Here is a 22,566-nt window from a genome sequence, read left to right as displayed (position 1 = left end):
TGACCCAGGCTATCCGGTGCCGGCCTTGTAGCCGACGCCCCGGACCGTCAGGATGATCTCCGGGCGCTCCGGGTCCGGCTCGATCTTGGCCCGCAGCCGCTGCACGTGCACGTTGACCAGCCGGGTGTCGGCGGCGTGCCGGTAACCCCAGACCTGCTCCAGCAGCACCTCGCGGGTGAACACCTGACGCGGCTTACGGGCGAGCGCGACCAGCAGGTCGAACTCGAGCGGCGTCAGCTTCACCTCCTCGCCGTTGCGGCTGACGGTGTGCGCCGGCACGTCGATGCTGATCTGGTTGCCGGGCGGCCCGATGGTCAGCAGCTCCGGCGCCACGTCCTCGCCGCGGCGCAGCCGGGCCCGCATCCGGGCCACCAACTCCTTGGGCTTGAACGGCTTGACCACGTAGTCGTCCGCGCCGGACTCCAGCCCCAGCACGATGTCGACCGTGTCGCTCTTGGCGGTGAGCATCACGATCGGCACGCCGGACTCGGCCCGGATCGCCCGTGCCACGTCGATGCCGCTCATGCCGGGCAGCATCAGGTCGAGTAGGACGATGTCCGGTCGGCTCTCGCGGAACGCCGCCAGCGCCCGCTCCCCGTCGGCGACGAACGAGGGCAGGAAGCCGTCGCTGCGCAGGACGATGCCGAGCATCTCGGCAAGCGCGGGGTCGTCGTCGACCACCAGTACCCGGGCTCTCATGGGATTGATACTTCCATCCCCGTTCGTCTCGGAGGAATCGGCGTCGCCCTGGCCAGCGCCGACGGGTCGTCGGCCACCGGGATCGGCGTCATCCGGCACGGTACTGCCGCAAACCCGTCCTCCGCATCCCCTGGCGTGGGGATCTCGTCACCACGATCGGCCACGGGCAGCCGACGGGGGGTCACCGGTCGGCTGCCCACGGGCGAGGGACCGGGCCCGCGCTCGCGGCCCCGGTCCCTGTCGACGGGTCAGTAGCGGTAGTGCTCGGGCTTGAACGGGCCCTCCGGAGAGATGCCGAGGTAGGCGGCCTGCTCCTTGGTCAGCGTGCTCAGCTTCGCGCCGAGCGCGCCCAGGTGCAGCCGGGCCACCTTCTCGTCCAGGTGCTTGGGCAGCACGTAGACGCCGACCGGGTACTCCTCGGTCTTGGTGAAGAGCTCGATCTGGGCGATCGTCTGGTTGGCGAACGAGTTCGACATCACGAAGCTCGGGTGCCCGGTGGCGTTGCCCAGGTTCAGCAGGCGGCCCTCGGAGAGCACGATGATGGCGTGCCCGTCGGCGAACTTCCAGAGGTCGACCTGGGGCTTGATGTTGACCCGCTCGACGTCCGAGCGCTTGGCCAGGCCGGCCATGTCGATCTCGTTGTCGAAGTGGCCGATGTTGCCGACGATGGCCTGGTGCTTCATCCGGGCCATGTGCTCGTTGGTGATCACGTCGTAGCAGCCGGTGGCGGTGACGAAGATGTCGGCCTGCTCGACCACGTCGTCCAGGGTGGCGACCTGGTAGCCGTCCATCGCCGCCTGGAGGGCGCAGATCGGGTCGACCTCGGTCACCACGACCCGGGCACCCTGGCCGCGCAGCGACTCGGCGCAGCCCTTGCCCACGTCGCCGTAGCCGAGCACGACGGCCATCTTGCCGCCGATCAGCACGTCGGTGGCCCGGTTGATGCCGTCGATCAGCGAGTGGCGGCAGCCGTACTTGTTGTCGAACTTGCTCTTGGTCACCGAGTCGTTGACGTTGATGGCCGGGAAGAGCAGGGTGCCGTTGCGGTGCATCTCGTAGAGCCGGTGCACGCCGGTGGTGGTCTCCTCGGTCACGCCCCTGATGCCGGCGGCGATCCGGGTCCAGCGCTGGGCGTCGGAGGCCAGGGAGCGGTGCAGCACCTCCAGGATGACCGCGTACTCCTCGGAGTCGGCGGACTCGACCGGCGGGACCACGCCGGCCTTCTCGAACTCGACGCCCTTGTGCACGAGCAGGGTGGCGTCGCCGCCGTCGTCGAGGATCATGTTGGGGCCCTCGCCGTCGGGCCACGCCAGCGCCTGCTCGGTGCACCACCAGTATTCCTGGAGGCTCTCGCCCTTCCAGGCGTAGACCGGGACGCCGGCCGGGGCCTCGGGGGTGCCCTCGGAGCCGACGACGATCGCGGCGGCGGCGTGGTCCTGGGTCGAGAAGATGTTGCACGAGGCCCAGCGGACCTGCGCGCCGAGCGCGGCCAGGGTCTCGATCAGCACGGCGGTCTGGATCGTCATGTGCAGCGAGCCGGTGATCCGCGCCCCGGCCAGCGGCTGCGCCGCGGCGAACTCGCGGCGAATCGCCATCAGGCCCGGCATCTCGTGCTCGGCGAGCTGGATCTCCTTGCGGCCGAACTCGGCGAGCGACAGATCCGCCACCTTGAAGTCGCCCTCGGCGAGACTGCTCGGCCGGGCCTCGCCGCTGGTGGCGGCCGGGAGGGTGCTGGTCATGAAAGCTCCTGTCGGACGAACGGAGTGCTGCGCGACCCTCCATCTTACGCGCGGGGCCGACAGCGCACGGGGCGGTCGGTCGTGAACGGTCTTCCCGTCCACGCTCGGCCGCCCCGTGCATCCCCCCGGTTTGGTTCCCCGCGCGCTCTCGGACCTTCGTCGCGATGACGCTGCGTACTCATATGTTTACGACGCGACACCAGAAAGTCAAGCCATTCCGGAAATTTCGGATATGTGGCGGGAGGCTGCGGCCCGCCTTTCCCCGAACGGGTGACGGCTCAGTCGAGTCCGGCGGTGGCGACGTACGCCTCACCCGCGCCGGCCAGCACCAACGGGCCGGCCTCGGCCGCGCCGACCGCCGCCTGCCCCGGCGCGAGCGCCACCGCGCCCCGGCCGTCGTCAACCGAGAGCCGCCCGGCCCGGCAGAGCACCACCCGGGGCCCCGGCACCGCCAGCCGCACCGGCACGCCGCCCGCGACCGTCACCCGATGCAGCGCGAAGTCGTCGACGGGCACCGGCCAGCGGAGCACGCCGGCCGCCACTTCCTGCGGGGCCACCAGCGGGTCCTCCAGCACCTCGAAGCGGAGCACCCGCAGCAACTCGTCGACGTCGACCCGCTTGGGGGTCAGCCCCCCGCGCAGCACGTTGTCACTGGCCGCCATCACCTCCACGCCCAGCCCGCGCAGGTAGGCGTGCAGGTTGCCGGCCGGCATCCAGATCGCCTCGCCGGGCGCGAGCCGGACGTGGTGGAGCAGCAGCGCCACCAGCACCCCCGGGTCGCCGGGGTAGTCGGCGGCCAGGGACCGGGCCAGCTCCGCGTCGGGCCCGGCGACGTCCGCCGCCACCACCGCCGCCACCAGTGCGGACCGCTCGGCCTGCGGCCAGCTCAGCAGCAGCCGGACCGCCTCGGCCAGCCCCGTCGTGCCGCCCCGCAGCGCCGCCACCACCGGCTCCAGCGCCGGTACGCCGAACGCCGCCAGCGCCCCGGCCGACTCCGCCGGGTCGCGGAACCCGCAGAGCGCCTCGAACGGCGACAGCGCCACCAGCAGTTCCGGCTTGTGGTGCGGGTCGGCGTAGTTGCGCTCCGCGGCGGGGCGCTGCGCGTCGGCCGCGTGCCCGGCGCGGGCCTGCGCCGCGTCCGGGTGCGCCTGCAGGCTCAGCGGAGATTCCGCAGCGAGGACCTTGAGCAGGAACGGCAGCCGGACGCCGAAGCGCTCGACGACCCGCGCGCCGAGCCACCGCCCGGGATCGGCGGCCACCAGGTCGGCCAGGCTCACCGGCTCGCCGTCGCGCCGCACCGTGGCCGGGGCGCCCGGGTGAGCGCCCAGCCAGAGCTCGGCCTCCGGCCCGGCGCTGGGCGTGGGCCGCCCCTGCAAGTGCGCGAGCGCCGAGCGCGAACCCCAGGCGTAGTCGCGGATCGCCCCGTCCAGCGGTTCCACGCTCAGCTCCTGACGCGGCTCTCGCCGTCCGCGCCCGCCGTCGGGTGGGCCGCCGCGCCCGGGTCCGCCGTGGGCGACACCGCCGTCGGCGATCCGGCCTCCACGACCGCCGTGGGCGCGGCGGCGCCGGTGCCGGCCCGCTCGGCCGCGACCGAGAAGATGTCCGGCTCCAGGTAGATCACCCGGGCGACCGGGACGGCCTGCCTGATCCGCACCTCGACGGCGTTGATCCCCCGAGCCAGCGCCTCGGCGCTCTCGCACGGCGGCACCGCGATCTTCGCGGCCACCAGCAGCTCCTCCGGGCCCAGGTAGAGCGTCTTCATGTGGATGATCCGCTCGACCTCGGGCCCGGCGACGACCGCCCGCTCGATCGCGGCCACGTCCTTCGCCTCGGCGCCCTCGCCGAGCAGCAGGCTCTTGGTCTCGATCGCCAGGACGATCGCGATGATCACCAGCAGCACGCCGATCATGGCGGTGCCGGCCGCGTCCCAGATGCCGTTGCCGGTGATCAGCGTCATTCCGACGCCGAAGAGGGCGAGGACCAGACCGACCAGCGCGCCGAAGTCCTCCAGCAGCACCACCGGCAGCTCCGGGGCCTTGGAGCGGCGGATGAAGTGCACCCAGGACTGGTTGCCCCGGGTGTGGTTGGACTCCACGATCGCGGTCCGGAAGGAGAAGCCCTCCATCACGATCGCCGCCACCAGCACCAGCACCGGCACCCACTGCCAACTGTCGATCGGGTGCGGGTCGGAGGCCTTGTGCCACGCCTCGTAGAGCGCGAAGAGACCGCCGACGCTGAACAGCACGATCGAGACGATGAACGCGTAGATGTAGCGCTCACGGCCGTACCCGAAGGGGTGCTGGGGGGTGGCCGCCCGCTTGGCCCGCCGGCCACCGAGCAGCAGCAGGCCCTGGTTGCCGGAGTCGGCCACGGAGTGGATCGACTCGGCCAACATCGACGAGGAGCCGGTCAGCATGAACGCGATGAACTTGGTGACCGCGATCCCGACGTTCGCCAGCAGTGCCGCGAGAATGGCCTTCGTACCGCCGTTGGCGCTCACACTGTTCCCCGTTCGATGGCGCGCGTGTTCACTGGTTCGCCAGCTCCTTCATTTCCGTGATGGCCGGAACCGCCATCGGGTCCAGTCCGTGGGCCAGGGCGAGGTAGACGGCGGCGAAGTCCGGCACCGCGACCAGGGAGGCCAGCCGCTCCAGCGCCGAGCCGCCCTCGGCGGTGACCACGTCGCAGCGCACCCCGCGACGCTCGGCGAGGGTCTGCACGGCGTCCGCCCGGCGCTCCTCGACCGCGAGCGGCTCGTCGGCGTCGTCCTCGGCGTTGAGCCCGCCGTCGCGCAGCAGCACCAGCCGCAGCCGGGTGCCCTCCGTCTCGGTGGCCCCCGGGTCGGCGAAGATGTCCCGCTCCCCCTCGGCCAGCCCGCCGAAGACGCCGTCGAGCAGGCCGACCCGACCCCGGCCGGCCTCGCCGAGCGCCCCGCTGACCACCGGGTAGCGGGCGTTGGCCGACAGGGTGTCGCCGAAGCGGCGGGCCGCCACGGTGGCCAGCGGCGACGATCCCCAGACGATCGGGATCGACCCGGCCAGCGCCAGCGCCAGCGACTTCGCCGGGTTGACGAACGACTCGGCGGTCGGGCGGCACCGGTCGGCGTCCGCGTCGAGCCGCGCCGCCGTCTCGGCCAGGTCCGCCTCGTTGACCTTCACCAGCCCGAGCGTACGGGCGGCCAGCAGAACCGGCACGGTGAGCGCCCAGAGGCTGGCCCTGGCCGGGGCGCGGCGGGGCACCGGGATGAACGGCGCGCGGGCGCGCTCCGCCACCGACTGCAGTTGCGAGTCGGGGGCGCCGACGGCGACCAGCCGGGCGCCCCGGCGGTGCGCGGCCTCGGCGGCGCCGAGCGCCTCGGGGCTGCGGCCGGAGGCGCTGACCGCGATCACCACGTCGGCGGCACCCACCCAGCCGGGCACGCCCGCGCTGCGGTGCGCGATGACCGGCACGGGGCAGCGGGGGCCGGCGACCGTGGCCAGCACGTCGCCGGTGCGACCGGCCGTGCCGATGCCGGCGATGACGACCGCCCGGGGGCGGCCGTCGTCGGCGAGCACGGCGAGGTTGGCCTCGGCGGCCAGGGCGGCGGACTCGCGCACCTGGGCGCCGGCGGAGGCGGTGAAGCGGAGCATCCCGCCGGGGTCGAGCTCGGCGAGGGCGGCCGGGTCGTCCAGCAGTGCCTCGTCGGCGTGGCGGCGGCCGCTGACCCCGGCCGTGCCCTCCATCATCGCTGTTGCGCGGGTCCGCCGCGCGCCTCGTCGAGCAGGAGCACCGGCACGTCGTCGCGCACCTCGAAGATCCGGCCACACTCGACGCAGGTCAGGGTCTGCGCCGCGGCGTCGTAGTCGAGTGGGGCGTGGTGTGTGTCGGGACAGGCGAGGATCTCGAGCAACTGCGGGTCCAGGGCCATGGTTCGGCTCCTTCCACGGTGCGTAGCGGCGGCCGGCGGTGCCGACCTGCGCAGGGGATCTTATCGGCGAACCCGGTCGAGCACCTCGTCGCGGAGTGAGATCATTCGCTCCTCGGTCGGCGCCTCGACGTTGAGCCGCAGCAGCGGCTCCGTGTTGCTGGCACGCAGGTTGAACCAGGCGCCGTCGGGGAAGCTCAGGGTGAGCCCGTCCAGCTCCTCGGCCGTCGCCTGCGGGTACGCGGCCCGCACCTCGGCCACCTTCGCCGCCTGGTCGGCCACCGTGGAGTTGATTTCCCCGGAGGCGACGTAGCGCTCGTACTTCGAGGTCAGCTCGGAGAGCGGCAGCCCCTGCTCGCCGAGCGCCGCCAGGGTGTGCATGGCGGCCAGCATGCCGGTGTCGGCGAACCAGAAGTCCCGGAAGTAGTAGTGGGCGGAGTGCTCGCCGCCGAAGACGGCGTTGGTCCGGGCCATCTCGGCCTTGATGAAGGAGTGCCCGACCCGGGCCACCACCGGCTTGCCGCCGTGCTCGGCGATGATCTCCGGCACGGCGCGGGAGGTGATCGGGTTGTGGATCACCGTGGACCCGGGGTGCCGGGCCAGCTCGCGGACCGCCACCAGCGCGGTGATCGCCGACGGGGAGACCGCCTCGCCGCGCTCGTCGACGACGAAGCAGCGGTCGGCGTCGCCGTCGAACGCCAGCCCCAGGTCGGCGTCGTGCTCGCGGACCGCCCGCTGCAGGTCGACCAGGTTCGCCGGGTCCAGCGGGTTGGCCTCGTGGTTGGGGAAGGTGCCGTCCAGCTCGAAGTAGAGCGGCACGATCTCCAGCGGCAGCGCCGGCAGCACGGCGTCGCCGAGCACGCTCGGCACCGTCCAGCCCCCCATCCCGTTACCGGCGTCCACCACCACCTTCAGCGGCCGGATGCCGGCCAGGTCGACCAGCGTGCGCAGGTGCGCCGCGTACTGCGGGCGCAGGTCGCGCCGCTCGGTCGGCGCGTCGGCCCGCAGCCGCGCCGCGCCGGAGTCGAGCAGCGCCTGCGCCCGGTCGCGGATCTCGGCCAGGCCGCTGTCCTGGCCGACGGGGCGGGCCCCCGACAGGCACATCTTGATGCCGTTGTAGCGGGCCGGGTTGTGGCTGGCGGTGAACATCGCCCCGGGCAGCCCGAGGATGCCGGAGGCGTAGTAGAGCATGTCGGTGGAGGCGAGGCCCAGCTCGATGACCGACCGCCCCTCGGCGGCGACCCCGGCGGCGAACGCCGCGGCCAGGCCCGGCCCGCTGGCCCGCATGTCGTGCCCGATCACCACCGCGTCGCCCGGCTCGCCGAAGGCGCGCAGCACCTGGCCGAAGGCGACGCCCAACGCCTCGGCCGCCCGCTCGTCCCACTGGTCGGGAACGGTCCCCCGGACGTCGTACGCCTTCACGATCCGGGACAGATCAGACACGGGGCTCGCTCCTCGCCGCAGGTGGTCAACGCACCTGAGCGTATCGGAGCGCCCCGTCGCGCCCCGCCTCAGTCGGGCAGGCGGGGCATGATCGTCGTGGCGTCGCCACCACCGGCGGGCGGCTGGCCGGGCCCGCCCGGCCCCGGAGCGGGTGGTCGGGGCGGGCCGCCCCCGTATCCCCCGGCCCCCGGCGGCGCGGCCGGGCCGGGGCGGGCGCCGTACACCGCGCCGGAGCCGGGCGCGGCGGGTCGGCCGTACACCCCGCTGGCGGGCGGGGCCGGCGGCTGACCACCGGAGCGGTACGTGGTGCCGCCCGGGTTGCGCGGCACCGGCCGGTACGCCCCCGGGTCGTCGTCGGCCGGTTCCCGGTCCGCCCGGGAGCGGCGCACCAGCAGCACGATCAGGCCGGCGCCCACCACGAACAAGCCGATGCCCACCAGCATGAACACCGGCAGCCCGCCGGAGTCCTCCGCGGCGGCGAGGGTGCCGCCCGTGCTGGCCTGGGCGGCGACCGCGGCCAACGGGGCGTCGTCGGTGCGTACCCCCTCGGTCGGGGCGACGGTCGGGCTCGGCGTGGGCCGGCGCGTCGGGGTGGGCGACGGGGTCGGGCGCTTGCTCTGCCCCACCACCCGGGCGGCGGTGGCGTCCCGGCCGATGGCCCGGCCGCGCGCGTTGGTCGCCTCGCCGATCACCTCCAGCCGGCCGCCGGGGGCACCGGGGCGGAACGCCACCCGGTAGCGCACGGCGAGACTCTTGCCCTTGCACAGGGCCGGGTTCGACGGCGTCACCCGGTTGACGGCCACCGCGCCGCCACCGCCGGAGACCGCGACCGGCACCCAGCGGCCGGCGCTGGCCACCTCGACGGAGACCTGCTCCGCGGCGAGACCGGCGAGCCGTAGCCCCAGGCCGGTGCGGACGACCGCGCAGCCCCCGGTGCCCTTGCGCACCGCCACGGTGACCGCGCCCGGCGAGCCGCCCGGCCGGAAGCTGTCGGTGGCGCGCACCCGCACCGAGTCGCCGGCGGCCACGGCCGGCGCTGCCCCGAGGGCCGTGAGGCCGCCCAGCATCACGCAGACCGCGGCCAACCGGCTCGCCTGCCGACGTACTGCCATGATCACCTCGCCACTCGTCCCCCGGGGTGGGTCGGGCTCAGGCTACTACCGGGGCCAAGCGGGGGCCGGCCGGCCGGTCTGGCGGGTCGCCCGCTCCAGCGCGGCCAGCAGCGCGGGCAACTCGCGGAAGACGAAGAGCCCCGGAGCCCAGCCCGGACCGCCGCCGGCGTGGTCGGCGGGCGACACACCCGGCCCGGTCCAGCCGGGTCCTTCGCACACCTGTCGGGTAACTTTCTGTGGTCCGAGATCCCGGTCAGCGACAGGAGAAGTTCCGCGCATGGGCAAGAAGACGATCCACGTCTCCGACTTCAGCGGCACCGTACTGCGGCCGGACGACGAGGTGGTCCGCGTCGTCGTGCTGGAGCACCCCGACCTGGTCGCCGGGCCCGTGCGGTTGGACGCCACCACGGCCGAGGTGGAGAGCATCGACGACGCCTCGCTGGACGTCGCGGTGGTGGAGATCCACGACCGGCACGGCGGCGGCGAGCCCCGCCGGGTGGTGCTGACCGCCAGCGAGTTCGACGCGATGGCCACCGACGTCCCGATGGCCCAGTTGCTGCGGACCGCCGAGCGGGTCCGCCCGCCGAAGGCGCGCAAGACCGCCGAGAAGGTGGACTACGGCACCATCGAACACGCCGGGCGGCCGCACCGGGGCCGGGTCACCGAGGAGGAGGCCCGGCTGGTCCGCGAGCGACTCGACGAGGTCAACAAGCGGCTCGCCGAGGCCGGCCTGCGGCAGGTCGACCCGGCCGACCCCGAGCACGCCGCCCGCTACGGCTTCCCCCCCGCCGCGCTCGACCCCGCCGCCCGGCCCGCCGAGGCCTGAGCCGCGGGCCGGGAGCGGGGCGGGGGATCACTCCTGGAAGGCGGCGAGGGCCTCGGCGACGGCGGCCTCCGTGGCGGCCTTGTCCAGGCCGAGCCCGGCGAGCAGGCCGTCGCCGTTCTCCCGCTCCAGCAGGCCGAGCAGGATGTGCTCGGTGCCGACGTGCTGGTGACCGAGGCGCAGCGACTCCCGCATGGTCAGTTCGAGGGCCTTCTTGGTGTCGGCGTCGAACGGGATCAGGGCGGGCACCGCGTCGGCCGGCGCGGGCAGGGCAGCGGTGGCGGCGTCGCGCATTCGCTCCAGCGGCACGCCCTGGGCGACGATGGCCCGCGCGGCGAGGCCGTCGGGCTCGCGGAGCAACCCGAGCACCAGGTGCTCGGGGCGGATCTCGGCGTTGCCGGCGGCGCGGGTCACCTCCTGGGCCGCGATCACCACGTTGCGGGCCCGGGGGGAGAAGTTGTCGAACCCGCGCCGCGGGTCGACGGTCGTCGGCTCGGTGGACGCCCGGGGCACGAAGCGCTTCTGCGCGGCCTGCTTGCTCACCCCCATGCTGCGCCCGATGTCGGTCCAGGACGCGCCGGAGCGGCGAGCCTGGTCGACGAAGTGGCCGACCAGGTGGTCGGCGACGTCGCCGAGGTGGTCGGCGACCACGACCGCGCCGGCGAGCTGGTCGAGCGCGTCGGAGTGGGCCTTCTTGATCCCCGCGATGAGGTCGTCGAGTCGGATGGTGTCGGGAAGTTGCATCGGTTCCGTCATGCGTCAACCCTAGGTTGACGCGCCCGCCTCCGTCAACCCTTGGTTGACGGCTTTTCGCCCTCGGTCTCCACCAGCGCCGTCTGGATCAACTGCGCCCCGTGCCGGCGGCGGACCAGCCAGCCCCGCCCCGGCGGCAGGGGCCGCAGCCGCAGCCCGCCCCAGAGCGGCCCCTCCTCGCGGTCACCGGACATCAGCAGCCCGGCGGCGCCCATCTCGCGCAGGCTCTGCAACACCGGCTCGTAGAGCGCCCGGCCCGCCCCGCTCGAGCGCCGCGCCAGCACCAGGTGCAGGCCCACGTCGCGGGCCACCGGAAGCAACTCCCGCAGCGCCCCCAGCGGGTTGTTCCCGCCCGCCGCCACCAGGTCGTAGTCGTCGACGAGCAGATACACCTCCGGCCCCTTCCACCAGCTGCGCTCGCGCAACTGCTCCGGGGTGACGTCCGGCCCGGGTAGGCGCTCGCGCAGCGCGGTACGGACCTCCGCGATCGTCTGGGTGAGGTACGACTCGGAGGGCGCGTAGTCGAGCAGGTGCCCGCTCTCCACCGCGCCGAGCAGGCCACGGCGGTAGTCGGCGATCACCAGGCGGGCCTCCACCGGCGAGTGCCCGGCCACGATCTGCCGGGCCAACAGGCGCAGCAGGTTGGTCTTGCCGCTCTCCGCGTCGCCGAAGACGACCAGGTGCGGCTCGGTCAACGGATCCAGCGCGACCGGGTCGAGGGCCGACTCGTCCAGCCCGATCGGCAGGTCGGGCCCGCCCGGCGGCCACGCCCGGTCCAGCTCCGTGACCGTCAGCCGCAACGGCAGCAGCCGGACGGGGGGCGCGGGCGCCTCCGGCCACGCGGCGGCCACCCGCTGCACCAGCGCGGCTGCGGTTTCGGCCAGGTCGGTCGCCCCGTGCCGGCCGTCGAGGCGGGGCAACGCCGACCGGAAGTGCGCCTGGTCGGGCGTCAGGCCGCGCCCGGGAGACCGCTCGGGGACGTTCGTCGCGACCCCCCGGTCGATCTCCGACTCGTCCGGGTCGGTCAGTCGCAGTTCCAGCCGGGTGCCGAGCTGGGCGCGCAGGTGGGACCGGATGTCGAACCAGCGGCCGGCGGTCAGCACCAGGTGCACGCCGTGGGCCGGCCCCCGATGGGCGACGTCGCTGATCGCCTCCTCCAGCTCCTCGTGCGCCCGCAGGAGCGTGTGCCAGCCGTCCACCACCAGGAAGACGTCGTCGGCCGGGTCCTCGGGGAACTCGCCGGCCGTGCGCAGCCGCCGGTACTCCTCCATCGACCCGATCCCGGACGTGTCGAACCGCGCCACCCGCTGCGCCAGCGTCCGCGTCACCTCGGCGACGGTCCGGCGCACCGCCTCGGCGTTGCGCCGCCCGGCCACCCCCGACACGTGCGGCAGCCCGGTCAGCACGCCCAACGTCCCGCCGCCGAAGTCGAGGCAGTAGAACTGCGCCTCGCGGGGGGTGTGGGTCAACGCCAGGGCGGCGACCAGGGTGGCCACCAGGGTGCTCTTGCCGGCCAGCGGAGCGCCGACCACGCCGACGTTGCCGCCCGCCCCGTCGAGCTCCACGGTCAGCGGGGCGCGGCGCTGCTCGTACGGCCGGTCGACCAGGCCGATCGGCACGGTCAGCCGCCCCGGGCGGGCGTACAGCGGCCGGGGCGCGGGCCCGTCGCCCGACCGCACCTCGTTCGCGTCGAGCAGCTCGTCCAGGCTGGGCGGGGCGTCCAGCGGCGGAAGCCAGATCTGCCGCGCCCGGCGCTGGGCGTCGCGCAGCCGGTCCACCACGATCTCCAACACGCTACGCCCGGTCAGCTCCGGCGGTGGGGTCTCGCCGTGGCTGGCCCGCAGGCCGAGCGTTCCCGAGACGTACGCCGCCCGGAACCGGACCGGGTCGCCGGGGCCGGTCCGCAGGAAGCCGTGCCCCGGCGCGCGCGGCAGCCCGTACGCGTCGGGCATGCCGATGAGCATTCGGCTCTCCGGGGCGGAGAAGGTGCGCAGCACGATCCGGTACGACAGGCTCCGGTCCAGCCCACGCAGCCGGTCCTCCTCCACCCGGCTGGTCGCCAGCAGCAGGTGCACCCCGAGCGCCCGGCCGATCCGGCCGATCCGGCCGAAGATCTCCGTCAGCGCGGGCCGGGCGGCGAGCAGGTCGGTGAACTCGTCGCAGACGACCAGCAGCACCGGCAGCACCGGCAGCTCGCTCGGCGGGCCACCGGCCGCCCGGGCCTGCTCATACGCCCACCAGTCGGGCAGCCCGCCGGCCTGGCGCAGCAGCTCCTGCCGGCGGGCCAGCTCGCCGCCGAGCGCATCCGAGAGGCGGTCGAGCAGGGTGAGGTCCTCGGCGATGTTGCCGACGTGCCCACCGACGTGCGGCAGGTCGCCCAGCGGGCCGAAGACCGACCAGCCCTTGAAGTCGATCATCATGACGTTGAACCGGTCGGCGGAGTGCCGGGCCGCCAGCCCGAGCACGACGGCGCGCAGCAGCTCGCTCTTGCCGGAGCCGGTCGCGCCGACCAGCAGCCCGTGCGGGCCCACGCCGTCGCGGGCGGACTCCTTGAGGTCCAGCAGCACCGGCTCCCCGTCGGTGTCCAGGCCGAGCGGCACCCGCAGGAAGCCCGCGCCGAGCGGCTCGTCCCGGCCGGTGAAGTCGCGCAGCTCGGCGAAGTCCGTCAGCCCCAGCAGGGTCAGCGCCTCGTCGTGCCGCCCCTGGAACGGCACCCTGCGGGCTGCGGTCTCGACGGGTTCCTCCGCGTTCGACCAGGCCTGCGCGATCAGCGAGATCATCAGGCCCGCCCCGTCCGGGCCGCCGGCGGCGGGCTCCGGCTCGGGGTCGGCGTCGCTCACCGCGAGGTCGGGCAGCGCGATGCGGAAGGCGCGTCGGCCATGGATCGCCCAGCCCGGCAGGTTCGCCGGCAGCCGGGCCGCGAGGTCGGGGTTGACCAGCGACTCCTGCGGCTGGGACAGCCGGGTCTCGACGCGGGCCTGCGGCAGCTCCAGCAGCTCCTCCGGGATCGCCCGCCAGCTCCGCTCGACCACGGCCACGTGGATGCCGTACCCCAGGCCCTTGTTGGCCAGGTCGACCACCCGGGCGGTGAAGTCGGGCAGCAGGGCGGCGAAGTCCTGCCAGCGGTCGACCACCAGGAACACGTCCGGGTACGGCCCGCCGTCCAGGTCGCCGCGACGGGCCCGCAGGCTCGTGGGCGACTCCAGCTCGTGGCGGCGGAAGAGCTGCTTGCGGGCGAGCACGTCGCGCTCCAACCGGTCGAGCAGGAGCCGGACCTCGTCGACCTCGTCGTCGCCGACGACCGCGCGCACGTGTGGCAGCCGGCGCATCGGCCCCAGCCAGTTTCCGCCGGACTCCAGGCAGTCGAACGCCACCTCCTGGTCGGAGTGGGTCAGCGCCAGCCCGCCGACGATGGTGCGCAGCAGGGTCGTCTTGCCGGTGCCGGCCCGCCCGACCACCAGCAGGTGCCCCTCGGAGGAGGCGAGGTCGAGCGAGAGCGGCTCGCCGGCCGGCTGGTCGATGCGGTGGGCCTGGCCGACCGGCACCCGCAGCAGCCCGCGCCGCCGCCAGTCCACGGCGCAGAGCTTGACGTCGTCGGTCGGCTCCAGCGGCCCGAGCAGGTCACCGAGGCGCAGGTCGCGGTGGTCGCGGCGCTGCCGCTGACGGTGGTGCCCCTCCCGGGACAGGGCGAGGTGGATCTCGTCGCTGACCTGGCCGAACTGGCACGGGGACTGTGACGGCGCCCGCCTCGGCAGCTCCATCCGCACGTACCGCCACAGGTCGTCGGGGGTGATCCGGCCCTGGCCGGTGAGGTCCGCCGCGCCGGTGCTGAGGCCCTGGATGACCGTCTCGGTGAACGCCGAGCGCAGCCGGGGGGCGGTTTCCGACGCCGGCCGGCCGTCGTCGGCCCGCTCGACGGAGTTGGTGGCGGTGACGACGTACCGGCCGTAGCCGGTCTTCAGCTCGCCGTCGAGGGCGAGGTCGTCGGTGGTCTTCAGGCCCTGCCCCTCGAACGCGCCGCTGTAGCAGCAGTCGAGCAGGATCACCGAGCTGGCCGCGTCCGACTCGTCGAGCAGTTCCCGGACGAACGACGCTGAGACCGCCGTCGAGGAGAGGTGTTCCACCTCCGTGTTCGCGACCGCCAGGTGCAACCGGCCGCGCTTGCTGCTGCGCACCCCGTGGCCGGAGAAGTAGAGCAGGACCAGGTCCTCCGGGCCGGCCGCGCGCAGCATCGTCTCCATGGCGCGCTCGATCGAGCTCTTCGACTCGTTCTCCAGCAGCACCGTCTGGTCGAACGCCCCGATGTCCGCGTCGGCCAGCAGGCTCAGCAGGTCGCGCGCCTCCTCGCGGGGGGCGTAGAGGTCGCTCAGCGACTCGTCGACGTACCGGTCGTTGGCGATCAGCAGGGCGCGACGCTGTCCCACCGTCAGCCCCCGGCGGCGGCACCGTCGCTCGGCCCCGCCGGGAGCGTGCCGCGCCGGGCCGCGCCGCCGAGCGTGGCGGGGCCGGCGGCCGGGGCGGGGTCGGCGGCCGGGGCGGGGTCGGCCAGCAGCGCGGCGACCTGGGCGACGAGGGCATCGTCGATCTTCGTCGTGCCGGTGATCGTCAGCTCGCGGTCGCCCCGGCGCAGCCGGATCGAGCGCGCCTTGATCCGGTCGGCGTAGGCCACCGCCACCACCGCGATCGTCCGCATGGTGGCGGCCGAGAAGAGGCCGCCGACCACCAGCATCCCCAGCTCCCAGGCCTGCTGCGACTTGCCGTGGGCGGCCGTCGGCGACTGGGCGTGCGCGACCCGCAGCCCCCGGACGGACCGCAGGTCGTCGGCGAGGCCGGCGGTGAGTCGGTCGACCCGCTCGGCGGGCACCGCCGTCGCGGGCTCCACGAGCAGCAAGAACTCGGACACGCGGACCTCCCGGCACGACGAGTGGCTGGCTCACCCATTCAACACGATCCCCGCCACCCGCCGCACTACGTCCAGGGTTGTCTATGTTAGCGCTAACAGCTATCGTCGGCCGCGGAGGCGAAGGGCACTCCTCCACTCTCCACCGGCCGGTGCCACGACGCACGGGCAACGCCGACGGGCCTCCGGGCTGCCCCCGCCGGGCGTTTCGCGTCACCACGCCGACCGGGCGGCACTCCCCGTCGCCGGGCCACGGCGCGCACCCGTCCGCGTCGCCGTGACGACCACGCACCGCACCGCACCGACACCCGGCACAGGTCAGGGCCGCCGCTCCGCCCGGGTCGGCGAATCCGCCACCGGCGTCCCGACCGGTCGTGATCGGCCGGTCACCCCCCATCCACCGCCCTGGAGGCACTGGTGAAACCCGCATCGCCACCGCTGCTCGGACTGCGGCGCTCGGCCGCCTGGCTCGTGAGCCTGCTCATGGCCTGCACGCTGCTGCCCGCCACCGCCGCGCAGGCCGACAACCCCATCGTCCAGCACATCTACACCGCCGACCCGGCCCCGCTGGTGCACAACAGCCGGGTCTACCTCTACACCGGACACGACGAGGACGGCTCCACCTACTTCACCATGAAGGAATGGCGGGTCTGGTCGTCCGCCGACATGGTCAACTGGACCGACCACGGCTCGCCGCTGAACGTCGCCACCTTCAGCTGGGCCAAGGCCGACGCCTGGGCCGGCCAGGTCATCGCCCGCAACGGCAAGTTCTACTGGTACGTGCCGGTGACCGCCAAGTCGACCAACTCGATGGCCATCGGGGTGGCGGTGAGCGACAGCCCCACCGGCCCGTTCCGCGACGCCATCGGCCGCCCCCTGGTGGGCAACGGCGAGATCGACCCGACCGTCTTCGTCGACGACGACGGGCAGGCGTACCTGTACTGGGGCAACCCCAATCTGTGGTACGTCAGGCTGAACGCCGACATGATCTCGTACTCCGGCAGCGCGACCAAGATCCCGCTGACCACCGCCGGGTTCGGCACCCGCAACGGCAACGCGAACCGGCCCACCCTGTACGAGGAGGGGCCCTGGGTCTACAAGCGCAACGGCCTCTACTACAACGTCTTCGCGGCGGAGTGCTGCTCCGAGTTCATCGCCTACTCCACGGCCCCCGGCCCGACCGGGCCCTGGACCTACCGCGGCACGATCATGCCCCGGCAGGGCGGCAGCTTCACCAACCACGCCGGGGTGATCGACTTCAACGGCGGGTCGTACTTCTTCTACCACAACGGCGCGCTGCCCGGCGGCGGCGGCTTCACCCGCTCGGTCGCCGTGGAGAAGTTCAGCTACAACAGCAACGGCACCATCCCGACGATCAACATGACCAGCAGCGGCGCACCGCAGATCGGCACGCTGAACCCGTACGGGCGCCAGGAGGCCGAGACCATCGCCTGGGGCTCCGGCATCGAGACCGAGCCCGCCAGCGAGGGCGGGATGGACGTCGGATACATCGAGAACGGCGACTACATCAAGGTCAAGGGCGCGGCCTTCGGCGCCGGCGCGACCTCCTTCGCCGCGCGGGTCGCCTCGGCGGCCGGCGGCGGCACCCTCGAGGTACGGCTGGACAGCCCCACCGGCACCCGCGTCGGCGCCTGCACCGTGCCCGGCACCGGCGGCTGGCAGAACTGGCAGACCGTCTCCTGCCCGGTGACCGGCGCGACCGGCACCCACGACCTGTACCTGCGCTTCACCGGCGGCAGCGGCTACCTGTTCAACGTCAACTGGTGGCAGTTCCAGGCCGGCTCCGGCCTGGCAGCGGCCCCCGCCGCCTGACCGCCCCGGCGGCCCGCCCCACCCGCCCCGGCGGCCCGCCCCACCCGTCGGGGCGGGCCGCCACCCCCACCACACCGCCCACCCGGAGGTTTCCATGTCATCCCTGCCCATCAGCCGACGCCGACTACTCCAGGCCACCGGCGCGACCGCAGTCGTCTCCGCGACCGGCGCCACCGTCTTCGACCAGGGCCCGGCCAGCGCGGCGGTCATCCCCCCGGCCCGGGCGGACATCGGCGTCTCGGCGTACCCGTTCGACCTCGGTCAGGTACGGCTGACCGCCGGCCGGCTACAGGACAACCAGAACCGCACGTTGAACTACCTGCGCTTCGTCGACGTGGACCGGATGCTCTACAACTTCCGGGCCAACCACCGGCTCTCCACCAACGGGGCCGCGACGAACGGCGGCTGGGATGCCCCGAACTTCCCCTTCCGCACCCACATGCAGGGGCACTTCCTCACCGCCTGGGCCCACGCCTACGCCGTACTCGGCGACACCACCTGCCGGGACAAGGCCAACTACATGGTCGCGGAGCTGGCCAAGTGTCAGGCGAACAATGGCGCCGCCGGGTTCAACACCGGCTACCTCTCCGGCTTCCCCGAGTCCGACATCACCGCGGTCGAGGCGGGCACGCCCGTCGCCGTGTCGTACTACTGCATCCACAAGACCCTGGCTGGGCTGCTCGACGTCTGGCGCTACATCGGCAACACCCAGGCCCGCGACGTCCTGCTGCGCTTCGCCGGCTGGGTCGAGTGGCGCACCGGGCGGCTGAACTACAGCCAGATGCAGACGGTCCTGAACACCGAGTTCGGCGGCATGAACGAGGTGCTTACCCAGCTCTACCAGTACACCGGCGACCAGCGCTGGCTCACCGTCGCCCAGCGCTTCGACCACGCCGCCGTCTTCGACCCGCTGGCCGCCAACTCCGACACGCTCAACGGCAAGCACGCCAACACCATGCTGCCCAAGCTGGTGGGCGCGGCGAGGGAGTACAAGCAGACCGGCGCCACCCGCTACCGCGACATCGCCAGCAACTCGTGGAACATGATCGTCGGGGCGCACACGTACGTCATCGGCGGCAACAGCCAGGCCGAGCACTTCCGGCCGCCCAACGCGATCGCCGGCTACCTCAGCAACGACACCTGCGAGCACTGCAACACCTACAACATGCTCAAGCTGACCCGGGAGCTGTGGCTGACCGACCCGAACCGGGCGGCGTACTTCGACTACTACGAGCGCGCCCTGCTCAACCACCTCGTCGGCGCGCAGAACCCGGCCGACAGCCACGGTCACATCACCTACTTCACCCCCCTCAAGCCGGGCGGCCGCCGGGGGGTCGGCCCGGCCTGGGGCGGCGGCACCTGGAGCACCGACTACAACTCGTTCTGGTGCTGCCAGGGAACCGGCATCGAGACGAACACGAAGCTGATGGACTCCATCTACTTCTACAACGACACGACACTGACCGTGAACCTGTACGTGCCGTCGGTGCTGACCTGGTCGCAGCGCGGGATCACCGTCACGCAGACCACCAGCTACCCGGCCAGCGACACCAGCACGCTCACCCTCGCCGGCACGATGAGCGGGTCGTGGAGCATCCGGGTGCGGATCCCGGCCTGGACCAGCGGCGCGACGATCGCCGTCAACGGCGCGACGCAGAGCGTGGCCACCACGCCGGGCAGCTACGCCACGGTCACCCGCACCTGGGCGGCGGGCGACACCATCACCGTACGTCTGCCGATGCGGGTCGTCGTGCAGGCCGCGAACGACAACCCGAACGTCGGCGCGGTCACGTACGGCCCCGCGGTGTTGTGCGGCAACTACGGCAACACCGCGCTCAGTGCCCTGCCGGCGCTCAACGTCTCCTCGATCACCCGGACCAGCACCAGCTCGCTGGCGTTCACGGCTACCGCGAACGGCTCAACGGTCAACCTCGGGCCGTTCCACGACGCCCAGGGCTTCAACTACACGGTCTACTGGAACACCAGTGGCGGCACCGGCGGCGGCAGCCACCGACTCGTCAACGTCGGCACCGGTCTGGTCCTCGGCGTCAAGGACATGTCGACCGCCGACGGCGGGCTGGCCGTGCAGTGGGGCGACAGCGGCACCGCCGACCACAACTGGGTCGTCGTGACCGACGGGAACGCGGTCCGGTTCCGCAACGTCAACAGCGGCAAGGTCCTCGGCGTGCAGAACATGTCCACCGCCGACAACGCCATCGTGTTGCAGTGGGCCGACAACGGCACCGCGGACCACCGGTGGACCCTCCTGGCCCAGGGCGACGGCACCTACAAGATCCGCAATGTCAACAGCGGGAAGCTGCTCGGCATCCTCGACGGCTCGACCGCCTGGGGCGCGCAGGCCGTGCAGGACTCCGACAACGGCAGCGCGGACAACCGCTGGCGACTCGTGGCCAACCAGTAGGCGCGGCGGCGGCCGGGCCCCGAAGGGCCCGGCCGCCGCGTCGTACCCGATGGTGGGGTCGTGCTCAGCGGGCCGTGCCGGCCCGGCGCTTGTTGTAGACGTCGAAGGCCACGGCGACCAGCAGCACCAGCCCCTTGACCACCGACTGGCTCGACTGGTCGACGCCCATGAGCTGCATGCCGTTGCTCATCACCGCCATGATCAGGCCGCCGACCATGGCACCGACCACGGTGCCCACCCCGCCGGTGACGGCCGCGCCGCCGATGAAGGCCGCGGCGATCGCGTCCAGCTCGAACATGTTCCCCGCCGCGGGCTGCGCGCCGTTGGAGCGCGAGGAGTAGATGACGCCGGCCACCCCCGCCAGGAAGCCCATGTTGACGAACATCCAGAAGTTGACCGTCCGCACCTTCACCCCGGACAGCTTCGCCGCCGCCAGGTTGCCGCCGATGGCGTAGACCTGCCGACCGAAGACGGTGCGCCGGGTGAGCAGCCCGTAGACCAGGACGAGGACGGCCAGCACGATCAGCACGATGGGCAGCCCTCGGGCGTGGGCCAACTGCCAGGCGAAGTACATGATGACCGCCGCGACCACCGCCACCCGGGCGACGAAGAGCGGGAACGACTCCACCGGCTGCTGGTACCGGACCCGGGCCACCCGGGTCCGGAAGCCGCTGACCGCGTACCCGGCCACCGCGACGGCCCCGATGAGCAGGGTGAACGCGTCGAAGCCCTGACCGCCGAGCAGCCCGTTGAGGAAGCCGGCGGCGACCTGCTGGTAGTCGGCCGGGAACGGCGACAGCGAGACGTTGTCCAGCACCCGCAGCGTGAGGCCGCGGAAGAGCAACATGCCCGCCAGGGTCACGATGAAGGCGGGAATTCCGGCGTACGCGACCCAGAAGCCGTGCCAGGCGCCGACCGCCACCCCGACCGCCAGCGCGGCCAGGATCCCGATCCACCACGGGTAGCCCTCCCGGATCACCAGCACGGCGGAGACCGCCCCGGTGAGCGCGACCACCGAGCCCACCGAGAGGTCGATGTGCCCGCCGATGATCACGATGACCATGCCGATGGCCAGCACCAGGATGTAGGAGTACTGCAACACGATGTTGGTGATGTTGCCGGGGCTCAGCGACACCCCGTCGGTCAGCACGGCGAAGAGCGCGACGATGACGACCAGGGCGACGTAGATGCCGCTCTGCCGCAGGTTGTTGAGCACCAGCGCGCGCAGGTCGCTGGTGCCGGTGTGCAGGGCGACGCCCGGGGACTTCTGCCCGGCGGGCTGCGGGGCGGGGGTCGGCGGGGTCTCGACGCTGGTCATCCCACGCGCTCCTTGTCCTTCGTCATCAGGTCCATCAGGTTCTCCTGGGTCGCCTCGGCCACCGGCACCTCGCCGGTGATCCGGCCGGCGGAGAGGGTGTAGATGCGGTCGCACATGCCCAGCAGCTCCGGCAGCTCGGAGGAGATCAGGATGACCGCCTTGCCCGCGGCGACGAGCCGGTTGACGATCGTGTAGATCTCGAACTTCGCCCCGACGTCGATGCCTCGGGTCGGCTCGTCCAGGATCAGCACGTCCGGGCCGGTGAAGAGCCACTTGGAGAGCACGACCTTCTGCTGGTTGCCGCCGGAGAGCTTGCCGACGACCGCCATCACGCTGGGCGTCTTGATGTTCATCTCGCGCCGGCTCTGCTCGGCGACCTTGATCTCCTCGTTGCCGTTGACCCAGCCGAGGCGGGCGAGCCGGCCCAGTGCGGCGGCCGAGACGTTGCGCCGCACGTCGTCGATCAGGTTGAGGCCGTAGCGCTTGCGGTCCTCGGTGACGTAGGCGATGCCGTGCTCGATCGCCTGGGCCACGCTGTCCGCCCGGACCTGCCGGCCCCGCACGAAGAGCCGGCCGCGCACGTCCCGGCCGTACGACCGACCGAAGACGCTCATCGCCAGCTCGGTACGCCCGGCGCCCATCAGCCCGGCGATGCCCACCACCTCGCCGGCGCGGACGTCCAGGCTGACGCGATCGACGACCAGCCGGTCCTGGGTGGGGTGCCGCACGCTCCAGTCCTCGATCCGCAGCACCTCCTCCCCCGGCGACGAGACCCGGTCGGGGTAGAAGCTCTCCAGGTCCCGGCCGACCATCCCCCGGATGATCCGCTCCTGGGTGACGGCCCCCGAGGCCATGTCGAGGGTCTCCACCGTGCGCCCGTCCCGGATCACGGTGGTCGAGTCGGCGATCGCGGTGATCTCGTTGAGCTTGTGCGAGATCAGGATGCAGGTGATGCCCCGGTCCCGCAGCCGGCGCAGCAGGTCCAGCAGGTGCGCCGAGTCGACGTCGTTGAGGGCGGCGGTCGGCTCGTCTAGGATGAGCAGGCGCACCTTCTTGGAGAGCGCCTTGGCGATCTCGACGAGCTGCTGCTTGCCGACGCCGAGTTGCAGGACCGGGGTGACCGGGTTCTCGGGCAGGCCCACCGAGGCCAGCAGCTCGGCGGCGTCGGCGTTGGCCCGGTTCCAGTCGATGAGGCCGCTGCGGCCCCGGCGCTCGTTGCCGAGGAAGATGTTCTCGGCGATCGACAGGTGCGGCACCAGGGCGAGCTCCTGGTGGATGATCACGATGCCCTGGGCCTCGCTGTCGCGGATGCCCCGGAAGTGCACCGGCCGGCCGTCGAAGACGATCTCGCCGTCGTAGGAGCCGGTCGGGTGCACGCCGGAGAGCACCTTCATCAGGGTGGACTTGCCGGCGCCGTTCTCGCCGCAGATGGCGTGGATCTCCCCCCGGCGCACCGCGAGGGAGACGTCCTGAAGTGCGGTGACCCCGGGGAAGGTCTTCGTGATGCGGCGCATCTCGAGGATGGTGTCGTCCATGGTCAGCGTCCTGATCGTCGGGTCCGGTGACGGGCAAGCGACACGGTGGGCGCGGCGACGGTCGTCGCCGCGCCCACCGTACGAG

The 22,566-nt window shown here is 73.0% G+C and carries 17 protein-coding genes; 3 read left to right on the top strand and 14 right to left on the bottom strand.

What is annotated here, in order from left to right; translation table 11 throughout:
• Nucleotides 1–9: 9 nt before the first annotated feature.
• The 9 genes from mtrA to ACLQ2V_RS08200 form a co-directional block, all read right to left on the bottom strand.
• On the bottom strand, nucleotides 10–699 hold the full coding sequence (mtrA, locus tag ACLQ2V_RS08240) for an MtrAB system response regulator MtrA (RefSeq protein ID WP_425717795.1): 690 nt from the start codon (nucleotides 697–699) through the stop codon (nucleotides 10–12).
• Between the two features lie 248 nt (nucleotides 700–947).
• Nucleotides 948–2,438, bottom strand: a complete 1,491-nt coding sequence (ahcY, locus tag ACLQ2V_RS08235) for an adenosylhomocysteinase (protein ID WP_425717794.1) — start codon at nucleotides 2,436–2,438, stop codon at nucleotides 948–950.
• A 278-nt stretch (nucleotides 2,439–2,716) separates the two neighbouring features.
• The gene (manA, locus tag ACLQ2V_RS08230; protein ID WP_425717793.1) at nucleotides 2,717–3,877 is read right to left on the bottom strand and encodes a mannose-6-phosphate isomerase, class I; all 1,161 of its coding nucleotides are present in this window, start codon (nucleotides 3,875–3,877) and stop codon (nucleotides 2,717–2,719) included.
• Between the two features lie 2 nt (nucleotides 3,878–3,879).
• Nucleotides 3,880–4,938, bottom strand: coding sequence for a cation diffusion facilitator family transporter (locus ACLQ2V_RS08225; RefSeq protein ID WP_425717792.1), 1,059 nt, complete (start codon nucleotides 4,936–4,938; stop codon nucleotides 3,880–3,882).
• A 28-nt stretch (nucleotides 4,939–4,966) separates the two neighbouring features.
• Nucleotides 4,967–6,163, bottom strand: coding sequence for an SIS domain-containing protein (locus tag ACLQ2V_RS08220; RefSeq protein WP_425717791.1), 1,197 nt, complete (start codon nucleotides 6,161–6,163; stop codon nucleotides 4,967–4,969).
• Nucleotides 6,160–6,345: a Trm112 family protein gene (locus ACLQ2V_RS08215; RefSeq protein ID WP_425717790.1), complete on the bottom strand. Its 186-nt coding sequence runs from the start codon at nucleotides 6,343–6,345 to the stop codon at nucleotides 6,160–6,162. Before ACLQ2V_RS08215 ends, ACLQ2V_RS08220 begins: the two co-directional genes overlap by 4 nt.
• Nucleotides 6,346–6,405: 60 nt before the next feature.
• Nucleotides 6,406–7,785, bottom strand: a complete 1,380-nt coding sequence (locus ACLQ2V_RS08210) for a phosphomannomutase/phosphoglucomutase (protein ID WP_425717789.1) — start codon at nucleotides 7,783–7,785, stop codon at nucleotides 6,406–6,408.
• 68 nt (nucleotides 7,786–7,853) lie between these two features.
• A complete protein-coding gene (locus ACLQ2V_RS08205) occupies nucleotides 7,854–8,897 on the bottom strand; it encodes a hypothetical protein (protein WP_425717788.1) in 1,044 nt (347 codons plus the stop codon).
• Nucleotides 8,898–8,942: 45 nt separating this feature from the next.
• Nucleotides 8,943–9,116, bottom strand: a complete 174-nt coding sequence (locus ACLQ2V_RS08200) for a hypothetical protein (protein ID WP_425717787.1) — start codon at nucleotides 9,114–9,116, stop codon at nucleotides 8,943–8,945.
• Nucleotides 9,117–9,174: 58 nt separating this feature from the next.
• Between ACLQ2V_RS08200 and ACLQ2V_RS08195 the strand changes: the two genes are divergently transcribed.
• Entirely contained in the window at nucleotides 9,175–9,723 is a 549-nt protein-coding gene (locus tag ACLQ2V_RS08195) for a hypothetical protein (RefSeq protein ID WP_425717786.1), read from the top strand.
• Between the two features lie 27 nt (nucleotides 9,724–9,750).
• Here the strand turns inward: ACLQ2V_RS08195 and ACLQ2V_RS08190 are convergent, their stop codons facing one another.
• From ACLQ2V_RS08190 to ACLQ2V_RS08180, 3 genes are read right to left on the bottom strand one after another with little or no spacing between them, the layout of a single operon-like run.
• Nucleotides 9,751–10,476, bottom strand: coding sequence for a Clp protease N-terminal domain-containing protein (locus tag ACLQ2V_RS08190; protein ID WP_425717785.1), 726 nt, complete (start codon nucleotides 10,474–10,476; stop codon nucleotides 9,751–9,753).
• A 32-nt stretch (nucleotides 10,477–10,508) separates the two neighbouring features.
• Nucleotides 10,509–14,897 (bottom strand): type VII secretion protein EccCb, encoded by a 4,389-nt coding sequence (gene eccCb, locus ACLQ2V_RS08185; protein ID WP_425717784.1) that lies wholly within the window; start codon nucleotides 14,895–14,897, stop codon nucleotides 10,509–10,511.
• Nucleotides 14,898–14,899: 2 nt separating this feature from the next.
• Nucleotides 14,900–15,376, bottom strand: coding sequence for a hypothetical protein (locus tag ACLQ2V_RS08180; protein WP_425717783.1), 477 nt, complete (start codon nucleotides 15,374–15,376; stop codon nucleotides 14,900–14,902).
• A gap of 414 nt (nucleotides 15,377–15,790) precedes the next feature.
• Here ACLQ2V_RS08180 and ACLQ2V_RS08175 point away from each other — a divergent pair, with 414 nt between their 5' ends.
• Nucleotides 15,791–17,206, top strand: a complete 1,416-nt coding sequence (locus ACLQ2V_RS08175; protein ID WP_425717782.1) for a glycoside hydrolase family 43 protein — start codon at nucleotides 15,791–15,793, stop codon at nucleotides 17,204–17,206.
• Nucleotides 17,207–17,300: 94 nt separating this feature from the next.
• Complete coding sequence (locus ACLQ2V_RS08170; RefSeq protein ID WP_425717781.1) at nucleotides 17,301–19,628, top strand: beta-L-arabinofuranosidase domain-containing protein; 2,328 nt, start codon at nucleotides 17,301–17,303, stop codon at nucleotides 19,626–19,628.
• A gap of 64 nt (nucleotides 19,629–19,692) precedes the next feature.
• Here ACLQ2V_RS08170 and mmsB read toward each other — a convergent pair whose 3' ends face one another.
• Nucleotides 19,693–20,946, bottom strand: coding sequence for a multiple monosaccharide ABC transporter permease (gene mmsB / locus ACLQ2V_RS08165; protein ID WP_425717780.1), 1,254 nt, complete (start codon nucleotides 20,944–20,946; stop codon nucleotides 19,693–19,695).
• A complete protein-coding gene (mmsA, locus tag ACLQ2V_RS08160; protein ID WP_425717779.1) occupies nucleotides 20,943–22,481 on the bottom strand; it encodes a multiple monosaccharide ABC transporter ATP-binding protein in 1,539 nt (512 codons plus the stop codon). The genes mmsB and mmsA overlap by 4 nt, the downstream gene beginning before the upstream one ends.
• Nucleotides 22,482–22,566: the final 85 nt, after the last annotated feature.

The organism is Micromonospora sp. DT233, assembly GCF_049841815.1.
GTDB lineage: Bacteria > Actinomycetota > Actinomycetes > Mycobacteriales > Micromonosporaceae > Micromonospora.
Note: the sequence above shows the minus strand (reverse complement) of the source record. Positions and strands in the feature narration are given on the sequence as shown.